The 19,390-nt window shown below is 51.3% G+C and carries 18 protein-coding genes; 5 read left to right on the top strand and 13 right to left on the bottom strand.

Annotation, left to right across the window (positions count from 1 at the left end; translation table 11 throughout):
- The first annotated feature begins 176 nt into the window (after nt 1-176).
- Nucleotides 177-404: a hypothetical protein gene (locus tag ACOXYR_RS14235; RefSeq protein ID WP_350437201.1), complete on the top strand. Its 228-nt coding sequence runs from the start codon at nt 177-179 to the stop codon at nt 402-404.
- On the opposite strand, the gene ybiJ is transcribed toward ACOXYR_RS14235, so the two are convergent.
- From ybiJ to ACOXYR_RS14200, 7 genes are all read right to left on the bottom strand, one after another.
- On the bottom strand, nt 391-651 hold the full coding sequence (ybiJ, locus tag ACOXYR_RS14230) for a DUF1471 family protein YbiJ (RefSeq protein ID WP_108473815.1): 261 nt from the start codon (nt 649-651) through the stop codon (nt 391-393). The genes ACOXYR_RS14235 and ybiJ overlap by 14 nt on opposite strands.
- Nucleotides 652-934: 283 nt before the next feature.
- Nucleotides 935-1,201 carry a DksA/TraR family C4-type zinc finger protein gene (locus ACOXYR_RS14225; protein WP_108473814.1) on the bottom strand — a complete coding sequence of 89 codons (267 nt, stop codon included), beginning with the start codon at nt 1,199-1,201 and terminating at the stop codon, nt 935-937.
- Between the two features lie 69 nt (nt 1,202-1,270).
- The gene (ybiX, locus tag ACOXYR_RS14220; RefSeq protein WP_421355617.1) at nt 1,271-1,948 is read right to left on the bottom strand and encodes a PKHD-type hydroxylase YbiX; all 678 of its coding nucleotides are present in this window, start codon (nt 1,946-1,948) and stop codon (nt 1,271-1,273) included.
- 80 nt (nt 1,949-2,028) lie between these two features.
- A complete protein-coding gene (locus tag ACOXYR_RS14215) occupies nt 2,029-4,317 on the bottom strand; it encodes a catecholate siderophore receptor Fiu (RefSeq protein WP_421355616.1) in 2,289 nt (762 codons plus the stop codon).
- A gap of 346 nt (nt 4,318-4,663) precedes the next feature.
- Nucleotides 4,664-5,518, bottom strand: a complete 855-nt coding sequence (gene licT, locus ACOXYR_RS14210) for a BglG family transcription antiterminator LicT (RefSeq protein ID WP_108474095.1) — start codon at nt 5,516-5,518, stop codon at nt 4,664-4,666.
- 164 nt (nt 5,519-5,682) lie between these two features.
- The gene (locus ACOXYR_RS14205) at nt 5,683-6,990 is read right to left on the bottom strand and encodes an OprD family outer membrane porin (RefSeq protein WP_421355624.1); all 1,308 of its coding nucleotides are present in this window, start codon (nt 6,988-6,990) and stop codon (nt 5,683-5,685) included.
- An 83-nt stretch (nt 6,991-7,073) separates the two neighbouring features.
- Nucleotides 7,074-7,871: a histidine phosphatase family protein gene (locus ACOXYR_RS14200; RefSeq protein ID WP_108473810.1), complete on the bottom strand. Its 798-nt coding sequence runs from the start codon at nt 7,869-7,871 to the stop codon at nt 7,074-7,076.
- Between the two features lie 442 nt (nt 7,872-8,313).
- Here ACOXYR_RS14200 and surE point away from each other — a divergent pair, with 442 nt between their 5' ends.
- The 3 genes from surE to ACOXYR_RS14185 all read left to right on the top strand — a co-directional run bounded on the left by surE (nt 8,314) and on the right by ACOXYR_RS14185 (nt 12,593).
- Nucleotides 8,314-9,183, top strand: a complete 870-nt coding sequence (gene surE, locus ACOXYR_RS14195) for a 5'/3'-nucleotidase SurE (protein ID WP_350437205.1) — start codon at nt 8,314-8,316, stop codon at nt 9,181-9,183.
- Nucleotides 9,184-9,310: 127 nt separating this feature from the next.
- On the top strand, nt 9,311-11,179 hold the full coding sequence (bglF, locus tag ACOXYR_RS14190; RefSeq protein WP_421355623.1) for a PTS beta-glucoside transporter subunit IIABC: 1,869 nt from the start codon (nt 9,311-9,313) through the stop codon (nt 11,177-11,179).
- A gap of 16 nt (nt 11,180-11,195) precedes the next feature.
- On the top strand, nt 11,196-12,593 hold the full coding sequence (locus tag ACOXYR_RS14185) for a glycoside hydrolase family 1 protein (protein ID WP_421355615.1): 1,398 nt from the start codon (nt 11,196-11,198) through the stop codon (nt 12,591-12,593).
- Nucleotides 12,594-12,654: 61 nt separating this feature from the next.
- On the opposite strand, the gene ACOXYR_RS14180 is transcribed toward ACOXYR_RS14185, so the two are convergent.
- From ACOXYR_RS14180 to ACOXYR_RS14170, 3 genes are all read right to left on the bottom strand, one after another.
- Entirely contained in the window at nt 12,655-13,044 is a 390-nt protein-coding gene (locus ACOXYR_RS14180) for a DUF1090 domain-containing protein (RefSeq protein WP_421355614.1), read from the bottom strand.
- Between the two features lie 402 nt (nt 13,045-13,446).
- Nucleotides 13,447-13,710 (bottom strand): DUF1471 family periplasmic protein McbA, encoded by a 264-nt coding sequence (gene mcbA / locus ACOXYR_RS14175; protein WP_108473806.1) that lies wholly within the window; start codon nt 13,708-13,710, stop codon nt 13,447-13,449.
- Between the two features lie 159 nt (nt 13,711-13,869).
- The gene (locus tag ACOXYR_RS14170) at nt 13,870-14,487 is read right to left on the bottom strand and encodes a flavin reductase family protein (protein WP_189623448.1); all 618 of its coding nucleotides are present in this window, start codon (nt 14,485-14,487) and stop codon (nt 13,870-13,872) included.
- Between the two features lie 94 nt (nt 14,488-14,581).
- Here ACOXYR_RS14170 and rlmF point away from each other — a divergent pair, with 94 nt between their 5' ends.
- The gene (gene rlmF / locus ACOXYR_RS14165; RefSeq protein WP_421355613.1) at nt 14,582-15,508 is read left to right on the top strand and encodes a 23S rRNA (adenine(1618)-N(6))-methyltransferase RlmF; all 927 of its coding nucleotides are present in this window, start codon (nt 14,582-14,584) and stop codon (nt 15,506-15,508) included.
- On the opposite strand, the gene ybiO is transcribed toward rlmF, so the two are convergent.
- The 3 genes from ybiO to glnP all read right to left on the bottom strand — a co-directional run bounded on the left by ybiO (nt 15,505) and on the right by glnP (nt 19,316).
- Complete coding sequence (gene ybiO, locus ACOXYR_RS14160) at nt 15,505-17,724, bottom strand: mechanosensitive channel protein (RefSeq protein WP_113857444.1); 2,220 nt, start codon at nt 17,722-17,724, stop codon at nt 15,505-15,507. The two genes, rlmF and ybiO, sit on opposite strands and share 4 nt — an antisense overlap.
- Before the next feature lie 213 nt (nt 17,725-17,937).
- Entirely contained in the window at nt 17,938-18,660 is a 723-nt protein-coding gene (gene glnQ, locus ACOXYR_RS14155) for a glutamine ABC transporter ATP-binding protein GlnQ (RefSeq protein ID WP_108473802.1), read from the bottom strand.
- Nucleotides 18,657-19,316, bottom strand: coding sequence for a glutamine ABC transporter permease GlnP (gene glnP / locus ACOXYR_RS14150; RefSeq protein ID WP_108473801.1), 660 nt, complete (start codon nt 19,314-19,316; stop codon nt 18,657-18,659). The genes glnQ and glnP overlap by 4 nt, the downstream gene beginning before the upstream one ends.
- Nucleotides 19,317-19,390: the final 74 nt, after the last annotated feature.

The following is a 19,390-nucleotide window of genomic DNA, read 5'->3' as shown; positions in this document are numbered from 1 at the left end:
AAGGATGCGTAATTTAAATCCGGAAAAGGGGAGGGAACGTGATGAAGGAAGGAAATCAGTAAGATTCAGAATACGTTTAGTTCTGATAAGCGAAGTGTCACTGGATGGTTCGACATGTAGCGGTGTGGATTGTTTTTTTCTGCCTGCCACTGCTCATAAAACGCTTACGAGTCTGTATGTGGATCGCTCTGCCTGGCGATAACGATACCCGTGATACCGGGGACCACGATATCTCATTAGCGATTAAGAAAGGAAAGGGGAAAAAGACAAAAAAAACCCGGCGTGGCATGCCGGGCGTCAAAAAGGGTATCAACAAGTTCAATGAGGGTTACAGCAACCGCCAGTGGGTTAAGCTGGCGGGGTACAACTTCTGGCAGTTAAATCTTTCGGTTATTTATAGATAACCGCAGTACCGCTAACTTTGTTGTTGGTGTTAGCAGAGGTGATGCTGTAAGCAGATGCGCCAGCCGCTTCTGCTTTCGCAGCCAGTTTTGCTTCCAGACCATCCAGAGTCGATGCACCTTCCGCAGAAACCACACCGATTTTGTTCATGTTCTGAGCCTGAGCCGCGCTTACGGATTCCGCAGCGAAAGCACCAAAGGACAGGGTAGACAGGGCAATAGCAGCAACAGCATATTTGATAGTTTTCATTTTCAATCTCTCGCAGGTTATTTGTTAGGGGACGATGTTCTGTCGATGTGATGAGTATCACGTTTTATTGCGAAAGAATAAATCGAAGAGAATTGATAGCCTTCATCAATAATTTTGAACAACTATTAATTTACTGATTATTAATAAATTATTTTCGCTATGAATGGTTTCGGAGGGGGATAATAACCTGCTCGATGAATTATGGCACTTTTTGCGACTTTTTTAGCCGAAAAAGGTGGTCGTAAAGATAACCGTTTGCGCTGTATTCTCAGGTAGAGAACTGTCAACGAAGCTGGCTATCTTTCGATCCTCTGCGATTATATCCTGCAAATGTAGAGTTATGTAAATCTTTCTCCTGCTGGCAGGTGACGCATAACTGCACACCTGGGATTGCCTGCCGACGAGCCTCTGGAATCGGTTCCCCGCATTCTTCACAAAATTTGCGGCTTTCTCCCTTAGGCAGACCACTTCTTGCCCGCGCCACGGCATCTTCAATGGTGCTATCGATTTGATCCTGCACGGCACCGTCGTTTGCCCAACCTGAAGCCATTGTCCACCTCCTGATTATTTATTGAGCTAATTATACTCAATATGGGGACGTCTCGCGTCCAGACAAGGCCTAAATCTCCGACCATTCACGCAGCAGGTTATGATAGAGATTAAGCAGAGACAGCACTTCTTCGGATTCCCCGTGTCGGGCTTTTAGCGTTTGAATATTGCGGTCGAGGTCAAACAGCATCGCCCGGCGCTTATCGTCACGAATCATTGACTGGATCCACATAAACGAAGCAATACGCACGCCGCGCGTCACCGGCGTTACGCAGTGAAGGCTGCTGGAAGGGTAAAGAACCAGGTCGCCTGCCGGAAGCTTCACGCTGTGCTGCCCATAGGTATCGTTCACCACCAGTTCGCCACCGTCGTAGCTTTCCGGATCGCTTAGAAACAGTGTGGCGGAAAGGTCAGTGCGCATCCAGCCGCTTTGCGGGTGACTGCGCACGGCGCCATCCACGTGAAAGCCGTAGGTGTCCTGCTGCTGATAGCGGTTGAACAGCGGGCTGGAGATCGTTTTCGGTAGCGCGGCGGCAAAAAAGAGCGAATGCTGATTCAGCGCGGCCAGGACTCGTGCCTGAAGCGCGGCGTAGAGCGGGTTCTGGGTGTCAATTTGCTGATTGTTTTTAACCTGCGCGCCCTGGGTGCCAACCGTGGCGCGCCCGTCAATCCAGGGGGCGCGGTTGGCGTCCTCCACCAACTGGTGAAGTTCATCGGCGCTCAGCACGCCGGGAATGTGGTACATCATGATGAGGTTCTCCTTGCCTGATGCGCTACGCTTATCAGGCCTACAGTAGGCCGAAGAAGCGCAGCGCCCCGGTAATGTGATTAGAAATGCACGTTCGCGGTTAACAGGAACGTTCTCGGCTCGCCGGGATGGTAACGGTAGCCGCTCTTGTTGATAGAGGCGACATAATCCGTATCAAACAGGTTGTAGACGTTCAGTTGCAAATCGAGATTGCGGTTGATGCGATAACCCACTTTGGCATCCGCGACCCAGTAGCCTTCGGTATAAGACGGTGTGCCGACGGCACCATCGCTGCCACGATGCATGCTGCCCACATAGCGTGCGCCAGCGCCCACGGAAATATCGTCCGTTGCCTGATACTGCGACCACAGGGTAAAAGCGTGCTCTGGGGTGTAAGGCAGGGCAGAACTTCCGTCCTGCGCCACGTTCGCGCCTTCCCGAATCGATGCTTTTTGCTGCGTGTAACCACCAATAATCTGCCACTCCGGCGTAATGTTACCCGCGACAGACAGCTCGTAACCCTCGACACGCTTTTTACCGTACTGCGAATAGGTGCCGTCGTCATTCTGAGCGACTTCATTTTCGATGTCGGTGCGGAACAGCGCGGCGGTCAGCAGCAGGCGCTTATCAAACAGCTGCCACTTGGTGCCCACTTCGCTGGTTTTCGCTTTTTGCGGTTTGAAGTCGGTGCGGTTGGCGCTATTTCCGGTTCCGCCCTGGGCCAGCGCGAAGTTACTGCCGCCCGGAGGCTGCTGGGAAATCGCGTAGTTCACATAGATATTGCCCTGTTCAGTCAGGTGATAGAGCGCACCGGCTTTCCAGTTCACCAGATTGCCTGATTTCGCCGTATCGACAGTTTTAATTGGCGAGCCTTTCGGCGTGCCGGTCGGGCAGGTGAGCGCACCACGGCCAGAACCGCCGCAGGCCGTCGAACTGTCATATTCAGTGTGGTAGTTATCCAGACGAATGCCGCCGTTCAGCTCGAAATCATGAGTAATTTGCAGCGTATCAAAGGCGTAGATGCCGAATGTGTCGGTTTGGCCATTAGCGTTCGCGCCGCTGCGATGCAGGCTGCCAACGTTGATATTGCTGTTCGGGCTGTAGATATTCACCGGCGGGGCGGTGATCGCGTTCACGCCATAGTTGGTTTGCGTCTCGCGGGTGAACTCAACGCCAGTGCTGATATCGTGGCCGACCGCACCGGTATAAAACTTCGAGGTCAGGTTGGTCTGGTTGGTGAGGATCTTGTTGCTGACATCCTTGGTGTTCGGCGTGCGAGTCCAGGTCCAGCTACCGACGTTGTTTGGATCCGGCATGCCGATATTGCTGGCACCGCCCATCACCGCCGTCATCAGGTAGTCCTGCTTCACACGCGACCAGCGAGTGGTGTTACGAATCGTCGTGGTGTCGTTGAAATCATGCTCGAAGCGCATAGTGGCGGTATCAGTGGTGGAGTCGTCGTAATCGGAATCCGTACCATAGAAGTTGCTGGTGTTCACCTTGCCGGAACCGTTCAGCGCAGAGGTTGCCGCGTTTGGCGCTGAGTAACCCGGCAGACCGATGGTCGGAACGCCGCCATCCGGTGTGTTGTGCTGGGTAACGTGCAGATAGTTCAGGTAAAGACGGTTTTCTGTCCCCAGACCGAAGGCCACGGAAGGCGCAACGCCGTAGCGTTCATTCTGTACTTTATCACGGCCCGCGTCGTGGGTTTTCTCGCCCATCACGTTCAGACGCACGGCGGAGGTTTCACCGATCGCTTCGTTTATATCAAGCGTACCACGACGGAACCATGCGCTACCGATACTGGCGGAGGCGTCGATCCCTGAATCAAGGCGCGGCTGTTTGCTGATCATATTGATCGAACCGGTTGGCGCGCTGCGGCCATAGTCGCTGCCCGATGGCCCCTTGATCACTTCTACCTGCTCGGTGTTGAACGTGTCGCGCGAAACGCTACCGATATCGCGTACGCCATCGACATAGATACTGTTTGAAGTATCCGCGCCACGCATATAAATGGCGTCACCGGTTGACGAACTGCCGTTTTCCCCGGCGAAGAAGGCACCCACGCCAGGCACATTTTTCAGCGCATCGGTCAGGTTATTCACGCCCTGATCTTTTAACACCTGATCGGAAATCACGGTAACGGTACGCGTGGTATCCGCAATCGGGCGGCTGAATTTCGGGTCGGCGGATTTCTGCGGCGCGTAGAGGGAAGGTGCCTGCGCCTCCACCACCAGCGTATCAGCGGATTTTTGATCTTTACTGTCGGCGGCGGCTGCCTGACCAACCGGTGTTAAACCGATACACAGGCCCGTAAAGAAAGTGAGTGAACTAAAACTGTTGAACGGTAAATTGCGATTATTATCCATATAAATGAGCGTCTTATAATTTCTAACGAGCTGTTTTTACGATGACAGCAGAGCACTTCTTTGCCCCGGTCACGGCAGGTTTTACAAATACGTTTGATAATGATTGTGAGAAGCATTATCAAACGCGTAACTTTCTAACACTCATTTATGGAAAAATAAATACAAAAATTTACATTTGCTCCTTTTTTTATACATAAGGCTCAGGGAGTGTAAGGGCTTTTAGCCGAACGCTGCGTGTGATAGCCGATTCGAAAATCGGACATTTGCGAAAGGGGTAACTTTGATTATCTTCCCTGCCAAAAGAGCAGAGAAGATAATGAGAAATGAAAATCACAAGGTGGAATATTCAACAACTGTGTTCGTTGTGGCGAAGCGTATCTTTGCGAACCCGTTCAATATGAATGGTTAAAAACATAATCTCTTCGGTGGTGAGTTCGCGCTGATACGTATTACGGATATGCAGCGCGATTTTTTCCGCACACTTCCAGGCGAGGGCGTAGTTCTCTTTTACGGCATCGTGCAGGGTTTCATCATCATCAGGCACAACGTTACGCGACAGCATACGTTGGGCAAAAAATTTCAGGTGGGTGACAAACCGTTGATAGCTTAACGTGCTGGTGTCATATTCCAGCCGCAGCTGATATTTCACTAACTGTAGAATCTCCTGCATCACCTGGGTGATATGCATGACTTCCGGCATTTCACTGTTAAGCTGCCCGGTCACCAGGTGCAATGCAATAAAGCCCGCTTCATCTTCCGGTAGCTCGACGCCAAGCCGCTGGGCTATTATAGCCCTGGCCTCATTACCCAGTTCAAACTCGCGCGGATAAAGACGTTGCGTTTCCCACAGCAGGGCATTCTTAATCGCTAAACCTTTCTTTTGTCTCTCGATGGCGTAGTGGCAGTGATCGGTCAGGGTGATATAAAGGCTTTCCTGCAGCTTTCCTAACCGACTACGCGCCAGGTCAATAATACGGTCGCAGGTCGTAATCACTTCTAGCGGAATTTGGCTTAGCAGTTCGCCCAGGCGTCGGGTCAATTCGTCACTCTGTAAGGCAAAAACCTTTTCGATACGCGAGGTATCCAGTGTGTCTCCTGCGCGTTTCTGAAAGGCTAAACCGCGCCCCATAACGACCTGTTCTCGTTGTTGCGCATCCAGAATAACCACGACATTATTATTCAATATTTTTGCGATGATCATCGGATCCTCAAAAATCAAAAAACCTGATCCATAATAATCGCTGGAAATCAGGTTTTGTTAGCTAAAGCTGTCACAATCCGCGGCGCAATCTATCACCGAATGATTCCCTTTAAAAACCTAAGGGCAAAAAACGTGAGATTGATCCGCCGCGTTCCTCTTCGAGATCAGAATAACCTGAATCGATATTCCATAATGACTTCTGCCGATAATGTATGGGTGCGGGTATAATGACCGTTAGTGAGTACAGGTGTTTTCCCGCTCGCTTTATACGACCAGCCAGGCCCGAACATCGCCCAAAAGGTGAAGTTTTTGAAGTACGCATCAGTGGGTGCCCAACGGGTAAAAGCATTGAGCTCCCCGCTGCGTACGTGATTGCCTTTATAATTAAACTGCCCAATATTCCCTGCCAGACCCACGCCCAGATTAGGCGTTAAGCGATATTCAGTCATGTTGGCAAACATCAGTTCGCCGTCACGCAGGTAATCGTCACCCGCATAAGCCATCGAGATAAAGGTGCCGCGCGAATTCTTACTCATATGACGCGGATAAAATCCCACTTCGTTGGCTTTTTGAGCGTCGGTATAACCGATTCCTGATTTACTGCTCCAGCGCTCGCCTTTCCAGGTGGCATCCACGGCGAAGTGCCAGGCGTTATTATCAAAATCTCGCTTATTTGCAGGCATTGCGCGGTACGCTTCCTGCGCATGCGTGCCATAAATTTGTGTGCCGATTGTCCAGTCAGAGGTCGGACGAAGTTGCGTGAACAGGATGTGGCGTTGTAAATAGTTTTTGCTTTCTCCCCAGGCATACTGCGCATCGAACCCGTCACTTTTCCAGAGAATTTCACCGCTTGTCAGATAGCCAATATCTTTGCCGGTGTTGGTCTGAAACTGTTTTTTATCCGGCGAGTTTCGGTCCATGGAATTTTCCATCCACGCACCGCGTAGGGTTAGCTGTCCATAATTTATACCTCCACTAATGCCTGAGTAGGTCGTCGGGGAGAGACGTGTTGACGTCGAGATGACGCCATAGTTTTTCAGCATCTGCCATCCCCAACGCGCATTGAGCTGCAAATCCTCAATAGCATATTTCAGCTTAATGTTTCGTTGTCCGAACTTTGAATATCCTTCAGCATTGTTTTTATTGTTACCCGTTCCATTATTATAGAGTACGCCGCGCGAGTTAAAATAATCACTGGCCCCTAATTTGATGGCGCTATAATAAGTGACATCAAAACCAATGATATCGGCGAAATAGCCAGATTGATAATCTGCGGCAAAGCCCTGGCCCCATGCGTTATGTACATGCTTGGGGTTAGCGTTTTCTTCTTTCAGGTATTTCCAGTAGTTCTTTGCTGATAGCGTGAGCTGTGAGTCTGTGAAAAATGCATCATTCAAGAAAGCGTTCTCGCTTGCCCAAACGGGCGAAGAAAGCCCGCACGTTAACAACGTGAGAGTAATATACTTAAGCATCATCCGTTCCTGAAAAAAGGACCGTCGCAGCAATTGAGACAGAGGAGACACTGCAAACGGCCAAAATAAAAAAGAGAAAGCGTTTATTTGTTGCTGAGCGCCTTTTTACCGGCCTCGACATACTTCATCGTGCCAATTTCAGGTACGCTATATTTGCCATCTTTATAGGTGATTTTGACGACTGCGGCATTGGTGAGCGGCAGATTTTTGGCCGGATTATCGGTCAGATCGGAGATCATTATCTGCATTGATGTCCCGGACGAGATCGCCAGAATATTTTTGTCGCCTTCTTTTTTCGCCGTTTCAACAATGGTGTCCAGCGCTGCCTGAGTGCGGGTTTTCACCTGCTCATAGTTTTCAGCCAGATGCTGCGGATCTGCCTTCGCCAGCGCATTTTGGTTGTCTTTTACCGGCAGCGTACCTGATTTCATCGCGGTAAACAGTGCTTTCGCATCGCTCAATCCTAATTCATGCGCGCCAGCATTGGCCATATCTTTGTTATAGCCACCTTCAAAACTACCAAAAAAGGCTTCGCGTAAACCTTCTAGTTCCGTCAGATGATAATTTGTTACACCAGCCTGCTGAAGAATAACCGCCATCGTTTCGCGCTGACGCCCGGCATCGCTGGAATAAAAACGGTCAAATTTAATGTCTTTCAATCCTTCGCCTAAATAACGGGCAACCTCTTTACCTTCTGGAGTGAGCGGTGAATCGGCCCACCCCTGAACGCGATCTAACGTATTAAGCAGTGTTTTACCATGGCGAGCAAAATAGATATTAATAGCCTCATCCTGGCTGTTTTTATCATTAACCTGCGCCAGGATCGTTGGGCTTGCAGTGGCGGTAACCACCATTAATACACTGAGTAACCATCTTTTCATTGTTGCGTCGTCCTTTTTTAGCCAAAAAAAAACCTACGTGCTCTTCTTGTTCCCAATAGAGAGGGAGAGAAGAAAACGTAGGTTTTGCCTGTTGAAACAGTAACAATCCAGTTTCAGCGGACATTACCACTAATATTTATTTCGTGCATCAGATTTATAACGGTGAAGTATATAAATGTGATCCTCCTCATATCAGGAATATCTCGCTTCTTAATTTTGAGAGCACGTCACGGAATGGCGTAATATGCAAAGAAAGGTGATCGTTATCACAAAATACCATTTCACCGTCTGGACGTAATCACCGACAAGACGTATTTTCGTTAGCAACTCGGGATTGTTACTGATTCAGGCAAAACCTAAGGCACTTTCTGCACACGTTGCAGCAGGGGCCTTAGGTTTTTTTTTGCATTGTATTTATCCCCCAGAGATAACAGGAGCTACGATGAAGATAACGTTAATTGCCGCCGCGCTGATTTCCGCGATAAGTTTTACAGTTTCTGCCGATCCGCTAAAAATTCTGATTGTGAATGATGACGGCTGTGAATCTCCCGGCAGCATCCAGCTTCAGGAAAAGCTTACTCAAAAAGGTTATGACGCCTGGATGGTTGCCCCGGCGACCAATCAAAGCGGTATTGGCTCTGCGATAACGTTCAAAACCGGTAAGGTTTTTGACGTTAAAAAAGTCGCCGATAAACGTTACTGCTTCCCGGGTACGCCGGCGGATTCCGTCGATTTTGGCCTGCAGGGGCTGTTGAAAGATAATCCTCCCGATCTGGTTATTTCTGGCGTTAATGATGGCCCGAACACCGGGATGGCGCAGGTGAATTCCGGTACCGTGAGCGCCGCCGCACGCGCTATTCGCTATGGTTTCCCGGCGATTGCCGCCAGCATTGGCTACATCTATACCGAAGATGAAATGAAAAACAAATGGCCAAGTACACATAAATACTGGCCTGATGCGATTGATTACGTCGTTGAGGTGGTGGGGAAACTTAACGACAAATCGGTATCCGGCAGCGCTTTATTGCCGAAAGGCTCCGGGTTAAGCATTAACTATCCGCCGCTGCCAAAAGAACAAATTAGAGGTGTTCACTTCGTTGAAAATGAAATGTTCCCTACGCCACAGATTGGCTATGACATTTTGCCTGACGGAACCGCTAAGCAGACGATTAATCCGGCATCTTTAAATAATACTCAGGATGACACTGATTCGGGCTGGCTAAATAAAGGTTACATCACCTATACGTTGATTGATGGCGCGTGGAACGCCCCGCAATATCAGGCGCAATATGAAAAGATGTTGAAAAAATAGTTTTACCTCGCGCCGGAAGAGACATAAAGGATTGTTACTGCTTAAGCAGGCAAAACCTGATACATCAGTGGAGATGCTTCGCTGATGATCAGGTTTTTTTATTTGAGTACGGATGAAGTCGATGAAAATGAAATATGAAGATCTGGCACAGGATATTCTCCGCCACGTAGGAGGGCGCGAGAACGTGAGTAGCCTGGTGCATTGCGCCACCCGTCTACGCTTTAAGCTGAAGGATGACGGCAAAGCGGATGCCGACGCGCTGAAGAAGAACCCGGATGTCATCATGGTGGTGGAAAGCGGCGGGCAGTTTCAGGTCGTGGTCGGTAACCACGTTCATGATGTCTGGCAGGCCGTATGCCAGGCCGGGGGCATCACAGACGATGCGCCTGCTGACAAAGAGAAGTCAGATAAAAAGACCGGAGTGCTGGCGGCGTTTATCGACATGGTTTCCGGTATTTTCACTCCGTTCCTTGGCGTACTGGCTGCCTGCGGTATCATGAAAGGTTTTCTGGCGCTCAGCGTTGCTTTTGGTTGGCTCAGCGAAACCGGAGGTACCTGGCGCATTCTGTTTGCCGCCAGCGACACCCTGTTTTATTTCCTGCCTATTGTGCTGGGCTATACCGCCGGGAAAAAGTTTGGCGGTAATCCCTTTATTACGATGGTCATCGGCGGCGCGCTGGTGCATCCGATGATGGTCGAAGCGTTTAGCCTGAGCGGCGATAACGCGGCACTACATTTCCTGGGCATCCCGGTGGTGCTTATCAATTACACGTCGTCGGTAATTCCGGTGATTTGTGCCGCGTGGTTCGCCTGCTGGCTGGAAAAACGCTGCAACACCCTTTTCCCGGCGGCGGTTAAAAACTTCTTAACTCCGCTGGCGTGTTTGGCGATTACCATTCCGTTGACGTTTTTGGCGATTGGGCCGCTCGCGTCGGGGCTTGGCGAACTGCTCGCGACGGGCTTCCAGGCGGTGTACAAATTTGCGCCGTGGCTGGCGGGAGGGATCCTTGGCGGTCTGTGGCAGGTATGTGTGATTTTTGGCCTGCACTGGGGGCTTATTCCGCTGATGATGAACAACATGGCGGTCTTCGGTCATGACCCGATGCTGGCGATATTACTGCCTGCGGTGTTTGGACAGGTCGGTGCGGCGCTGGGTGTCTTCCTGAAAACCCGCGAACAGCGCCTGAAGGCATTGTCGGGTTCGGCAACGATTGCTGGCGTTTTTGGTATTACTGAACCTGCCGTTTACGGGGTGACACTCCCATACCGCCGTCCCTTTATTTTTGGCTGCGTGGGCGGTGCCATAGGCGGTGCGGTCGTGGGCTTCAGCCTGAGCCAGGTCTACTCCTTTGGCCTGGCAAGCATCTTTACGGTAGCGCAAATCATTCCCCCAACGGGAATCGACTTTACCGTCTGGGGCGCGATGATGGGTGTGGCCGCCGCCTTTATTTTCAGTGTCGTGATGACATATTTTGTTGGCCTTCCTGCAGAGAAAACCGCAGAAAGTGCCAAACCGGTTAGCGTGAGCGCAATTGTCGATGAAAACACCGTGCTGGCTCCGCTTAGCGGCGTAAGTCTGCCGCTTAATGAGGTGCCGGATGCCACATTCGCCAGCGGTTTGATGGGGGCAGGAGCCGCCATTATTCCATCGGAAGGCCGCGTCGTCGCACCTTTTAGCGGCGAAGTCGCCAGCCTTTTTGCCACTCGCCACGCGATTGGTTTACTCAGTGACTCGGGAATTGAAATTCTCATTCACGTTGGTATTGATACGGTAAAACTCAACGGTGAACACTTCACCGCACACATAAAAGAAGGGGACAGGATTGCGCCAGGCGATCTGCTTATTACCTTCGATCGTGATGCCATTCTGGCAAAAGGTTTTGACCTGTGTACACCGGTCATTATGAGCAATAGCGATGACTATCAGGGGCTGGAGCAAAAGAACGAAACCCCTTATGTCAATGCGGGCGATCCTTTCCTCTCTGTCAAACGCTGAAATTAAGGTAGATAAGATGAGCACAATATTTTCGGAAGAGTTTTTATGGGGCGGTGCGTTAGCCGCTAATCAGGTTGAGGGCGCATGGCAGGAAGATGGCAAAGGTATTTCCACCTCTGACATGCTGCCACAGGGCATATTCAGTGAGCCGGTAAAAAGCCGCGAAGGGATCAGCAGTATTAAAGACATCGCCATCGATTTTTATCATCGCTATCCAGAAGATATATCTCTGTTCGCGGAAATGGGCTTTACCTGCTTACGCGTGTCGATTGCCTGGACGCGTATATTCCCGATGGGCGATGAAAATGAGCCGAACGAGGCGGGCCTTGCGTGGTATGACAAACTGTTTGATGAGCTACTGGCACACAATATTCAACCGCTGGTCACCTTGTCACACTATGAAATGCCGTGGGGGCTGGTGGAAAATTATGGCGGTTGGGGAAATCGTAAGGTTATTACGTTCTTCGAACGTTATGCCCGGACGGTATTTACTCGTTACCAGCATAAAGTCAAACTGTGGCTGACTTTTAATGAGATCAATATGTCACTGCACGCGCCTTTAACTGGTGTCGGCCTGCAAAAAGGGTGCAGTAAAGCGGAAGTCTATCAGGCAATCCATCATCAGCTGGTTGCCAGTGGCCTGGCGGTGAAAGCCTGCCACGAAATTATCCCTGAAGCTAAAATCGGTAATATGTTGCTGGGCGGTTTAATGTATCCACTTACCTGTAAACCGGAAGATGTCTTCGCTACGTTGCAGGATAATCGCCAGTGGCAGTTCTTCGGCGATGTACAATGTCGTGGGCGTTATCCGGGGTATATGCAGCGTTATTTCCGTGAAAATGATATCGTGCTGAATGTCACCGAAGAAGATAACGCTGCACTCAGCCATACCGTCGATTTTATCTCTTTTAGCTATTACATGACCGGCTGCGTAACGGCAGACAGCGAGCTGGTTGAAAAACTCAAAGGAAATATTCTGGATATGGTGCCGAACCCGCATCTGGAAAGCTCGGAATGGGGATGGCAAATTGATCCCATCGGTCTGCGAACACTGCTAAATGTCTTATGGGATCGCTATCAGAAACCGCTCTTTATCGTCGAAAATGGGTTGGGGGCGCAGGATAAACCGGAGGCTAACGGTGAAATCAATGACGATTACCGAATCAGTTATTTGAACGATCATCTGGTGCAGGTGCAGGAAGCTATTCAGGACGGCGTTGAGGTTATGGGATACACCTCATGGGGGCCGATTGATATTATCAGTGCCTCGAAAGCAGAAGTGACTAAACGCTACGGGTTTATTTACGTTGATTTAGCGCAGGACGGTTCCGGTACGCTTAACCGTAGCCGTAAGAAAAGTTTCTACTGGTATCAGAAAGTGATTGCGACACGTGGCGGTGCTTTGCAGCGATAGCCGCTATAGAAGAAGATAATAAAATAACCCCATCGGAGTATGATGGGGTTATTTTTTGGCGTTATTTATTTAATGCTGCACGTGCTTCGGCAAGTTCAACTTTCGCTTCTTCCAGTTTCTTACTTTTTTTGCCGATTTTTTCCTGATTTCCCGTCTCACGGGCTTCCTTTAATTCCTCGGTGCGTTCTGCAACTTTACGCTCTTTTTCTTTAATTTTTTGCTCGCGATCTTTACGCAAAGAACTATCAGTACAATTACGATTGACCTCGCTCAACGCCTTTTCAAGACCATTTACACGGTGTTGGTTGCCGTGCGTTTTGGCGTAATCAATTTGTCTTTCAATTTCCTGCTTTTTAGCGGCACAGCCGGTTTGTACTTCGGCATGTGTGGCGGTAGCAAACAGAGGAGCGATAAGAAGCAATGCAGGGATGAACTTTTTTTGAGAAAACATTGTTATGTGCCTTGTATGACGTTGAATAAATCCTTTGTGCAGGAAGTATATAAATTCCTTCCCTGAACGTAAATACACTGTTGCGGGGGGCGTCATTCCATAGTGTAAAATTTTTATCATCAGTGTTGAATTTACAAGCCGTGAATTGTCGTGTCGTTTAGCGACGAGTTGTATACGCTGAGAAGTCACGGTGGTGGATTATTTAATAATATTAATGTATTCCTGCAGGGCGAAGTGAAAACTAAATACAATTAGTTTTATTATACGCGTATTTTATCAACGTATTGTATTGAAGATGGCGCTCGGACAAGATTAACGCGTTAAACATATTTGGTTTTGGGAAATGATATGAAACTGCCCGACGCGGGGGCTATCGGGCAGGGAAATGGATGTGTGAAGCCATTATTTATAAATAGTCGCTGTACCAAACATCTTGTTATTGCCGCTTGCGGATTCAACCACGAACCCTTTCGCCCCCTCTTTCTGGGCTTTTTCCGCCAGTTTTGCCTGGAGATCGTCAAGGGAACTGGCGCCGGAGGCAGAGACGGTACCGGCCGGGCGGAGTTGCCCGGTGTTATCACCATCAAGGGGTTGCGGAGCGGCGATGGCAGAGAAGGTAACGACGGCAAACGCGCCTGCGACAAGCAGGGCGAGACACTTCTTCATAAGTACATCCTCCAGTTACGACGGGGTAACTCTGTAAGTGTAGGCGGTGGTGAAGAGGCGTTATCCGCAAAAAATCGCGCAAGACAGGTGGCTTTTTTGAATGAATTAAGTTGACGAAATACTGACAAATCAGCCACATACAAGTGGCTGATTTTAAAGCTATCGGCGAGCGTCCGGGCGGATGAGATCGAAACGATGTGCTTCATCGATGGTGTAGTAGGCGGATGGGCCGCCGGCCCGCAACACCGGTTTTGCCCGGGCAGTTTGATAGATGCCCTCCTCGAGCAGAGACTCATCGATATGAATCCCAACCACTTCGCCCAGCACCAGCCAGGTATCAATGGCAGTGCCGTCGGCTGAGGTGAGCTGAATGCATTGCGATAAGCGACACTCGAAATTGACCGGGCTCTCCGCCACGCGTGGGGCATCAACCAGGCGACTGGGGGCGGCGGTTAAGCCTGCGCGAACAAATTCATCCTCCCCGTGCGGCAACGTCGCGGAAGATTCATTCATCGCGATGGCGAGATCCTGCGTGGTCAGGTTCCAGACGAACTGTTTGGTTTCCATGATATTCTGCACGCTATCTTTCCAGCCACTGCTGGCAAAGCCGATAATGGGCGGACGATAGTTAAAGCAGTTGAAAAAGCTGTAGGGCGCGAGATTACGTTTTCCCTGCGCATCCTGCGAGGATATCCAGCCGATTGGGCGCGGCCCAACAATGGCGTTTAGCGGGTCATGCGGCAGCCCATGTCCCTGTGAGGGTTCGTAGAAATACATAGCGTACCTGTTATTTGCAAAGGTATTCCAGACTCCCTTATTTACCGCGCCGCCGTCAACGGGTATCTTACGCCGCTTAAGACAGGAGAAAGTCATGAATGCCCAAAAACCGGGTCTACACCCGCGTAACCGTCACCATAACCGCTACGACCTTACCGCATTGTGTCAATCGTGCCCGGAACTGGGTGATTTTATCACTCTGAATCCGGCCGGTGAGCAGACCATTAATTTTGCCGATCCGCAGGCGGTGAAGACCCTGAATAAAGCGCTGCTTGCGCATTTTTATGGCGTGAGTGCATGGGATATTCCTGACGGTTTCCTGTGCCCGCCGGTTCCTGGGCGTGCGGATTACATCCACCATCTGGCCGATCTGCTGACCGATGAGAGCGGCAATGTGGTGCAGGGCGCAAATGTGCTGGATATCGGCGTGGGCGCGAACTGTATTTATCCGCTGATTGGCGCGCATGAGTACCGCTGGCGCTTTACCGGCAGCGAAACGCACCCTCAGGCGTTTGCCAGTGCGCAGGCGATTGTCAGCGCTAACCCGTCGCTGACCCGCATGATTCGTTTGCGTCGACAAAAAGACAATGAATCCATGTTCAATGGCATTATCCATAAGAATGAGCAGTACGACGCCACGCTGTGCAACCCGCCGTTCCATGATTCTGCCGCATCTGCACGGGCAGGAAGCGAGCGAAAACGGCGCAATCTTGGCCAGGAGCGAAATGACGCGCTGAACTTTGGCGGTCAGCAGCAGGAGCTGTGGTGCGAAGGTGGTGAAGTGGCATTTATCAAAAAAATGATTGCCGAAAGCCGCGACTACGCGCGTCAGGTGATGTGGTTTACCTCGCTGGTGTCGAAAGGGGAAAATCTGCCGCCACTTTACCGCGCATTGACGGATGTCGGTGCGGTAAAAGTGGTGAAAAAAGAGATGGCCCAGGGGCAGAAACAGAGTCGCTTCATTGCCTGGACCTTTATGAACGACGAGCAGCGCCGCCGCTTCCTGGCGCGTAAACGCTAAAGCGTCGGTTCAGCAGGCGGCAGTCCCGCGTCCGGCGGGGCTGCGTTGGTGGGGGCTGGTAGCACCTGATACGTCTGCACCGGTGGGCGCACCCCCGCAAGATCAAAGTGTTTTTTCACCATGCTGTCCAGCGCGAAGCGCACCGACCACTGTTTCAGTGGCAGCGTGGTAAAGGTGACGCGCAGCGTAAAGGCGGTATTGGTGAGCCCGACGATCCCGGCAAACGACGGCTCGCCAATAATCAGGCCACGAATGTCCTCCATCTGCATGACCTCATCCACCGCATCCTTGAGCGCCTGATTGGCTTTTTCCGTCTCTTCATGCCGGTCAACATCGTAGTTTGCGACCACAGAACCGATCCCGCGTACAAAGTTGGCGAAGGTGGTTATCGATGACCACGGAATAATGTGATACGCCCCGGTATCCTGACGGACGCCCACAGAACGAATTGACATACGTTCCACCGTACCCGTGAGCGGCCCGATGGTGACCAGATCGCCGGTATTCATGCCATTCTCAAACTGAATAAACACTCCGGTAATAATATCTTTTACCAGTGTCTGTGCACCGAAGGAGATAGCCAGCCCCAGTGCCCCGGCACCCGCCAGCAGCGGTGCAATGTTAACGCCTATCTCAGAGAGCAGGATCATCACTGTAATGGTGCTGATCACCACCGCCAGCGCATTGCGGAACAGCGTCAGAAGCGTACGCGTGCGCGCGCTGGGCAGCGGTCGGCCATGAATATCCGAGGCCAGACGGTTCTCAATCAGGCTGGCAAGCACCGTCCAGCCGACGGCGGAGAAGAAGAGAATTAAGGCGATGCGGATAAGCACATCCACCGTTTTCTCCCCCGCTCCCTGGTGAAGCCAGCTCCAGAAATCGAATAAGCCCCAGGCGCTGAGCAGCAGCATGACCGCCACACAGACAACCAACGTGCGCGCGGTTTTCAGTGCGCCGGACAGCCAGCCGTTAAGCCGCTTTTGCAGTTCCGGGTAATTACGTTGTGTCTCCGGCGACAGGGTGATGGTCTTGGCTATCCAGCGTGACAGGATGCCAGAAATAAAGGCGGCGATGCCCATAATCGCCAGGCTCTTCACTGACGCGCCCATCATAAACTTCAGGCTGTTGCCCGGGTCGAACAGTGAAAAGAAGAACAATACAATGAAGTAAGCGCTCGCCAGCCAGTGCCACACCAGCGCAAAGGCGCGGATGAACAGGCTGAAAAACGCCAGCGAGCGGTCGGCAACCTGTAGTAAGCCGGCGGTAATCGCTTTTTTATTGTGGAAAATCAGATACAACGCCCACAGTGTGATGGACAGCATAATGATGACGTTTGCCATCGCGCCCGCCTGTACGTTGACCTGATTGGAAATAATTGGCACGGCGACAACCAAACCGTAGCCAATCAAACTGCTCAGTGCGCTGAGGCGTAAGTTCCAGTAATGCGCAGTTTCATCGGTGATTGCAAAGGGACGAAGATCCGGCACGCGCGGGCAGAAAATCAGACGCAATAAGGCTTTGAAAAACTCAATCAGCGCAAAGGCGTTGAGGAAAAGGCTCTGCTGGAAAGCGATGGTGCTGTTGCCGCCATTTAAATTGTCGCTCAGTAGCTGGCCAATAAACAGCGTCAGCGCCAGTAGCAGTAAGTCGATAATTAGTGCACCGGTAATCATCGCCGGAAGCTGCAACCAGTTACTGCGGTCACGGTTCTTGTGCCGCCCCCAGCGCCCCATTTTGCGATACAGCGGCAGGGCGCACAGACGTACCAGGCCATAAAAAGCAAAGACCAGCGCTGCCAGCATCAGAAAATGGGTCACGGCATTGAAGAAGGTCGCGGTGTGAAACGGTTTGTGCGGTGCGGTAGAGATGTTGCGCCATAGCTGGGCGAAGCGGGTAGCGAACTCGCCGCCGTAGTGACGCGTCACATCCGTAACGTTTTCCAGTACCGTTTTTTCCTCTTTCACTTCTGGAGGCGTGAGGGTGGGCGCGGCTTCCGGGGGCGGTGTGGCTGCGGCTTGTCGAAGCTGCTCAATCAGTTCTTTACGCGATGTGTCGTTTTCCAGCACATCGGCAAGCGCAGAATAGGCCGCTTTTTTCTGCGCGGCATCGGGTTCGCTGGCCGCAGTGTCGCTGGGCGTTGATGTGACGCCGGGGATGGTCACTGCATGCAGCGGCGTGCTAATAAGGGCGAGCAAAAACAGCAGGATGTATGGCACGAGTCCCTCCGAAAGCAACAATCACAAAGGGTTAAGTATAGATTGCGAGGAGAAGGGGGAAGGATTTTGGGAGAAATACCGGGACTCGGTGCGCGTTGTTGCCCTCATCCCGACCCTCTCCCACGGGGAGAGGGAGAAAAATCGCACCGGCCTCACCGCTTGCTCGGACAGTTCCCTCTCCCTTGAGGGAGAGGGCCAGGGTGAGGGGGATAATTACGATACGTGCTGCAAAAACTCCTGCAAACGCTGGCTCGGCGGGTTTTTTACCAGTGTCTGCGGGTCGCCATCTTCCGCAATACGGCCTTTATCGATAAAGATCAATCGCGATGCCACTTTCTCGGCAAAACCGATTTCATGGGTCACGATAACCATCGTCATGCCTTCTTCGGCCAGATCCTGCATCACTTTTAGTACTTCATGACGCAATTCCGGGTCAAGCGCAGAGGTTGGTTCATCGAACAGCATCATCTTAGGTTTTACCGCCAGTGCACGGGCGATTGCCACGCGCTGCTGCTGGCCGCCGGAGAGTTCAGACGGGTAATGATGCGCGCGTTCCGCGAGGCCCACTTTCGCCAGCAACTCTTTCGCCAGTTTTTCCGCATCTGCCTTTTGCGTACCACGCACGCGCAGCGGGCCGAACATCACATTCTCCAGCGCCGTGAGATGCGGGAAGAGGTAGAACTGCTGGAACACCATGCCGGCTTCCTGACGAATCAGGCGTTCATCCACTTTCGGATCGTTGACCTTCAGTCCATCGACAATCAAATCGCCGCTGGTGATCTCTTCAAGCTTATTTATGCAGCGCAGCAGGGTGGATTTACCGGAACCGGATGGCCCGATGATCACCACGACTTCGCCCTGTTTCACGTTGAGATCGATATTGTGTAGCACCTGGGTTTTGCCAAAGTGCTTGGAAACGTTTTTAAATTCAATCACAGGATTTTCATCCTTCTTTCAAGAATGCGAAGCACGATGTTCAGCACCTGAGTAATGATCAGGTAGATAACGCCGACGGCGGTCCAGATTTCCAGCGCGCGGAAGTTACCGGCGATAATTTCCTGGCCGCTGCGGGTCAATTCGGCAGCGCCGATAACGATAAACAGCGAGGTGTCTTTGATACTGATAATCAGCTGGTTACCCAACGCTGGCAGCATACGACGGAGCGCCAGCGGCATAATCACATGGCGAATGGTTTCGCGACGAGACAGCCCCAGCGCCAGCCCGGCTTCACTGAAGCCTTTGTGAATCGAGAGAACTGAACCACGGGTGATTTCCGCGATATAGGCGCCGGAGTTGATCATGATGGTGATCACGGCGGCGGTGAAGGTATCGATGCGGATGTCCGGGAAGGCCATCGGCAGGGCGAAGTAGATATACATCACCTGCACGACGATGGGCGTGCCGCGAATCACTTCGATAAAAACAAGGGCAATGTGGTTTGAAATCCAGCCGCCATAGGTTCGTGCTAAACCGGCCAACAGACCGATAACAATACCTCCGGCGAGGCCAAGGATCGAAATCCACAGAGTCATTTTGGCGCCATCCAGCAAAATTGGAATGGCCGGCCAGATGACGCTCCAGTCAAACTGCATAATGTGTTCCTGTTACCGTGGTGGAAGAACAATAGCCCACTAAAAGGGTGTGCTAAAAAACGTGCCCGGTGCGC

It is taken from the genome of Pseudocitrobacter faecalis (genome assembly GCF_965231525.1).
In the GTDB taxonomy this organism is placed as follows: Bacteria; Pseudomonadota; Gammaproteobacteria; order Enterobacterales; family Enterobacteriaceae; genus Pseudocitrobacter; species Pseudocitrobacter faecalis.
Note: the sequence above shows the minus strand (reverse complement) of the source record. Positions and strands in the feature narration are given on the sequence as shown.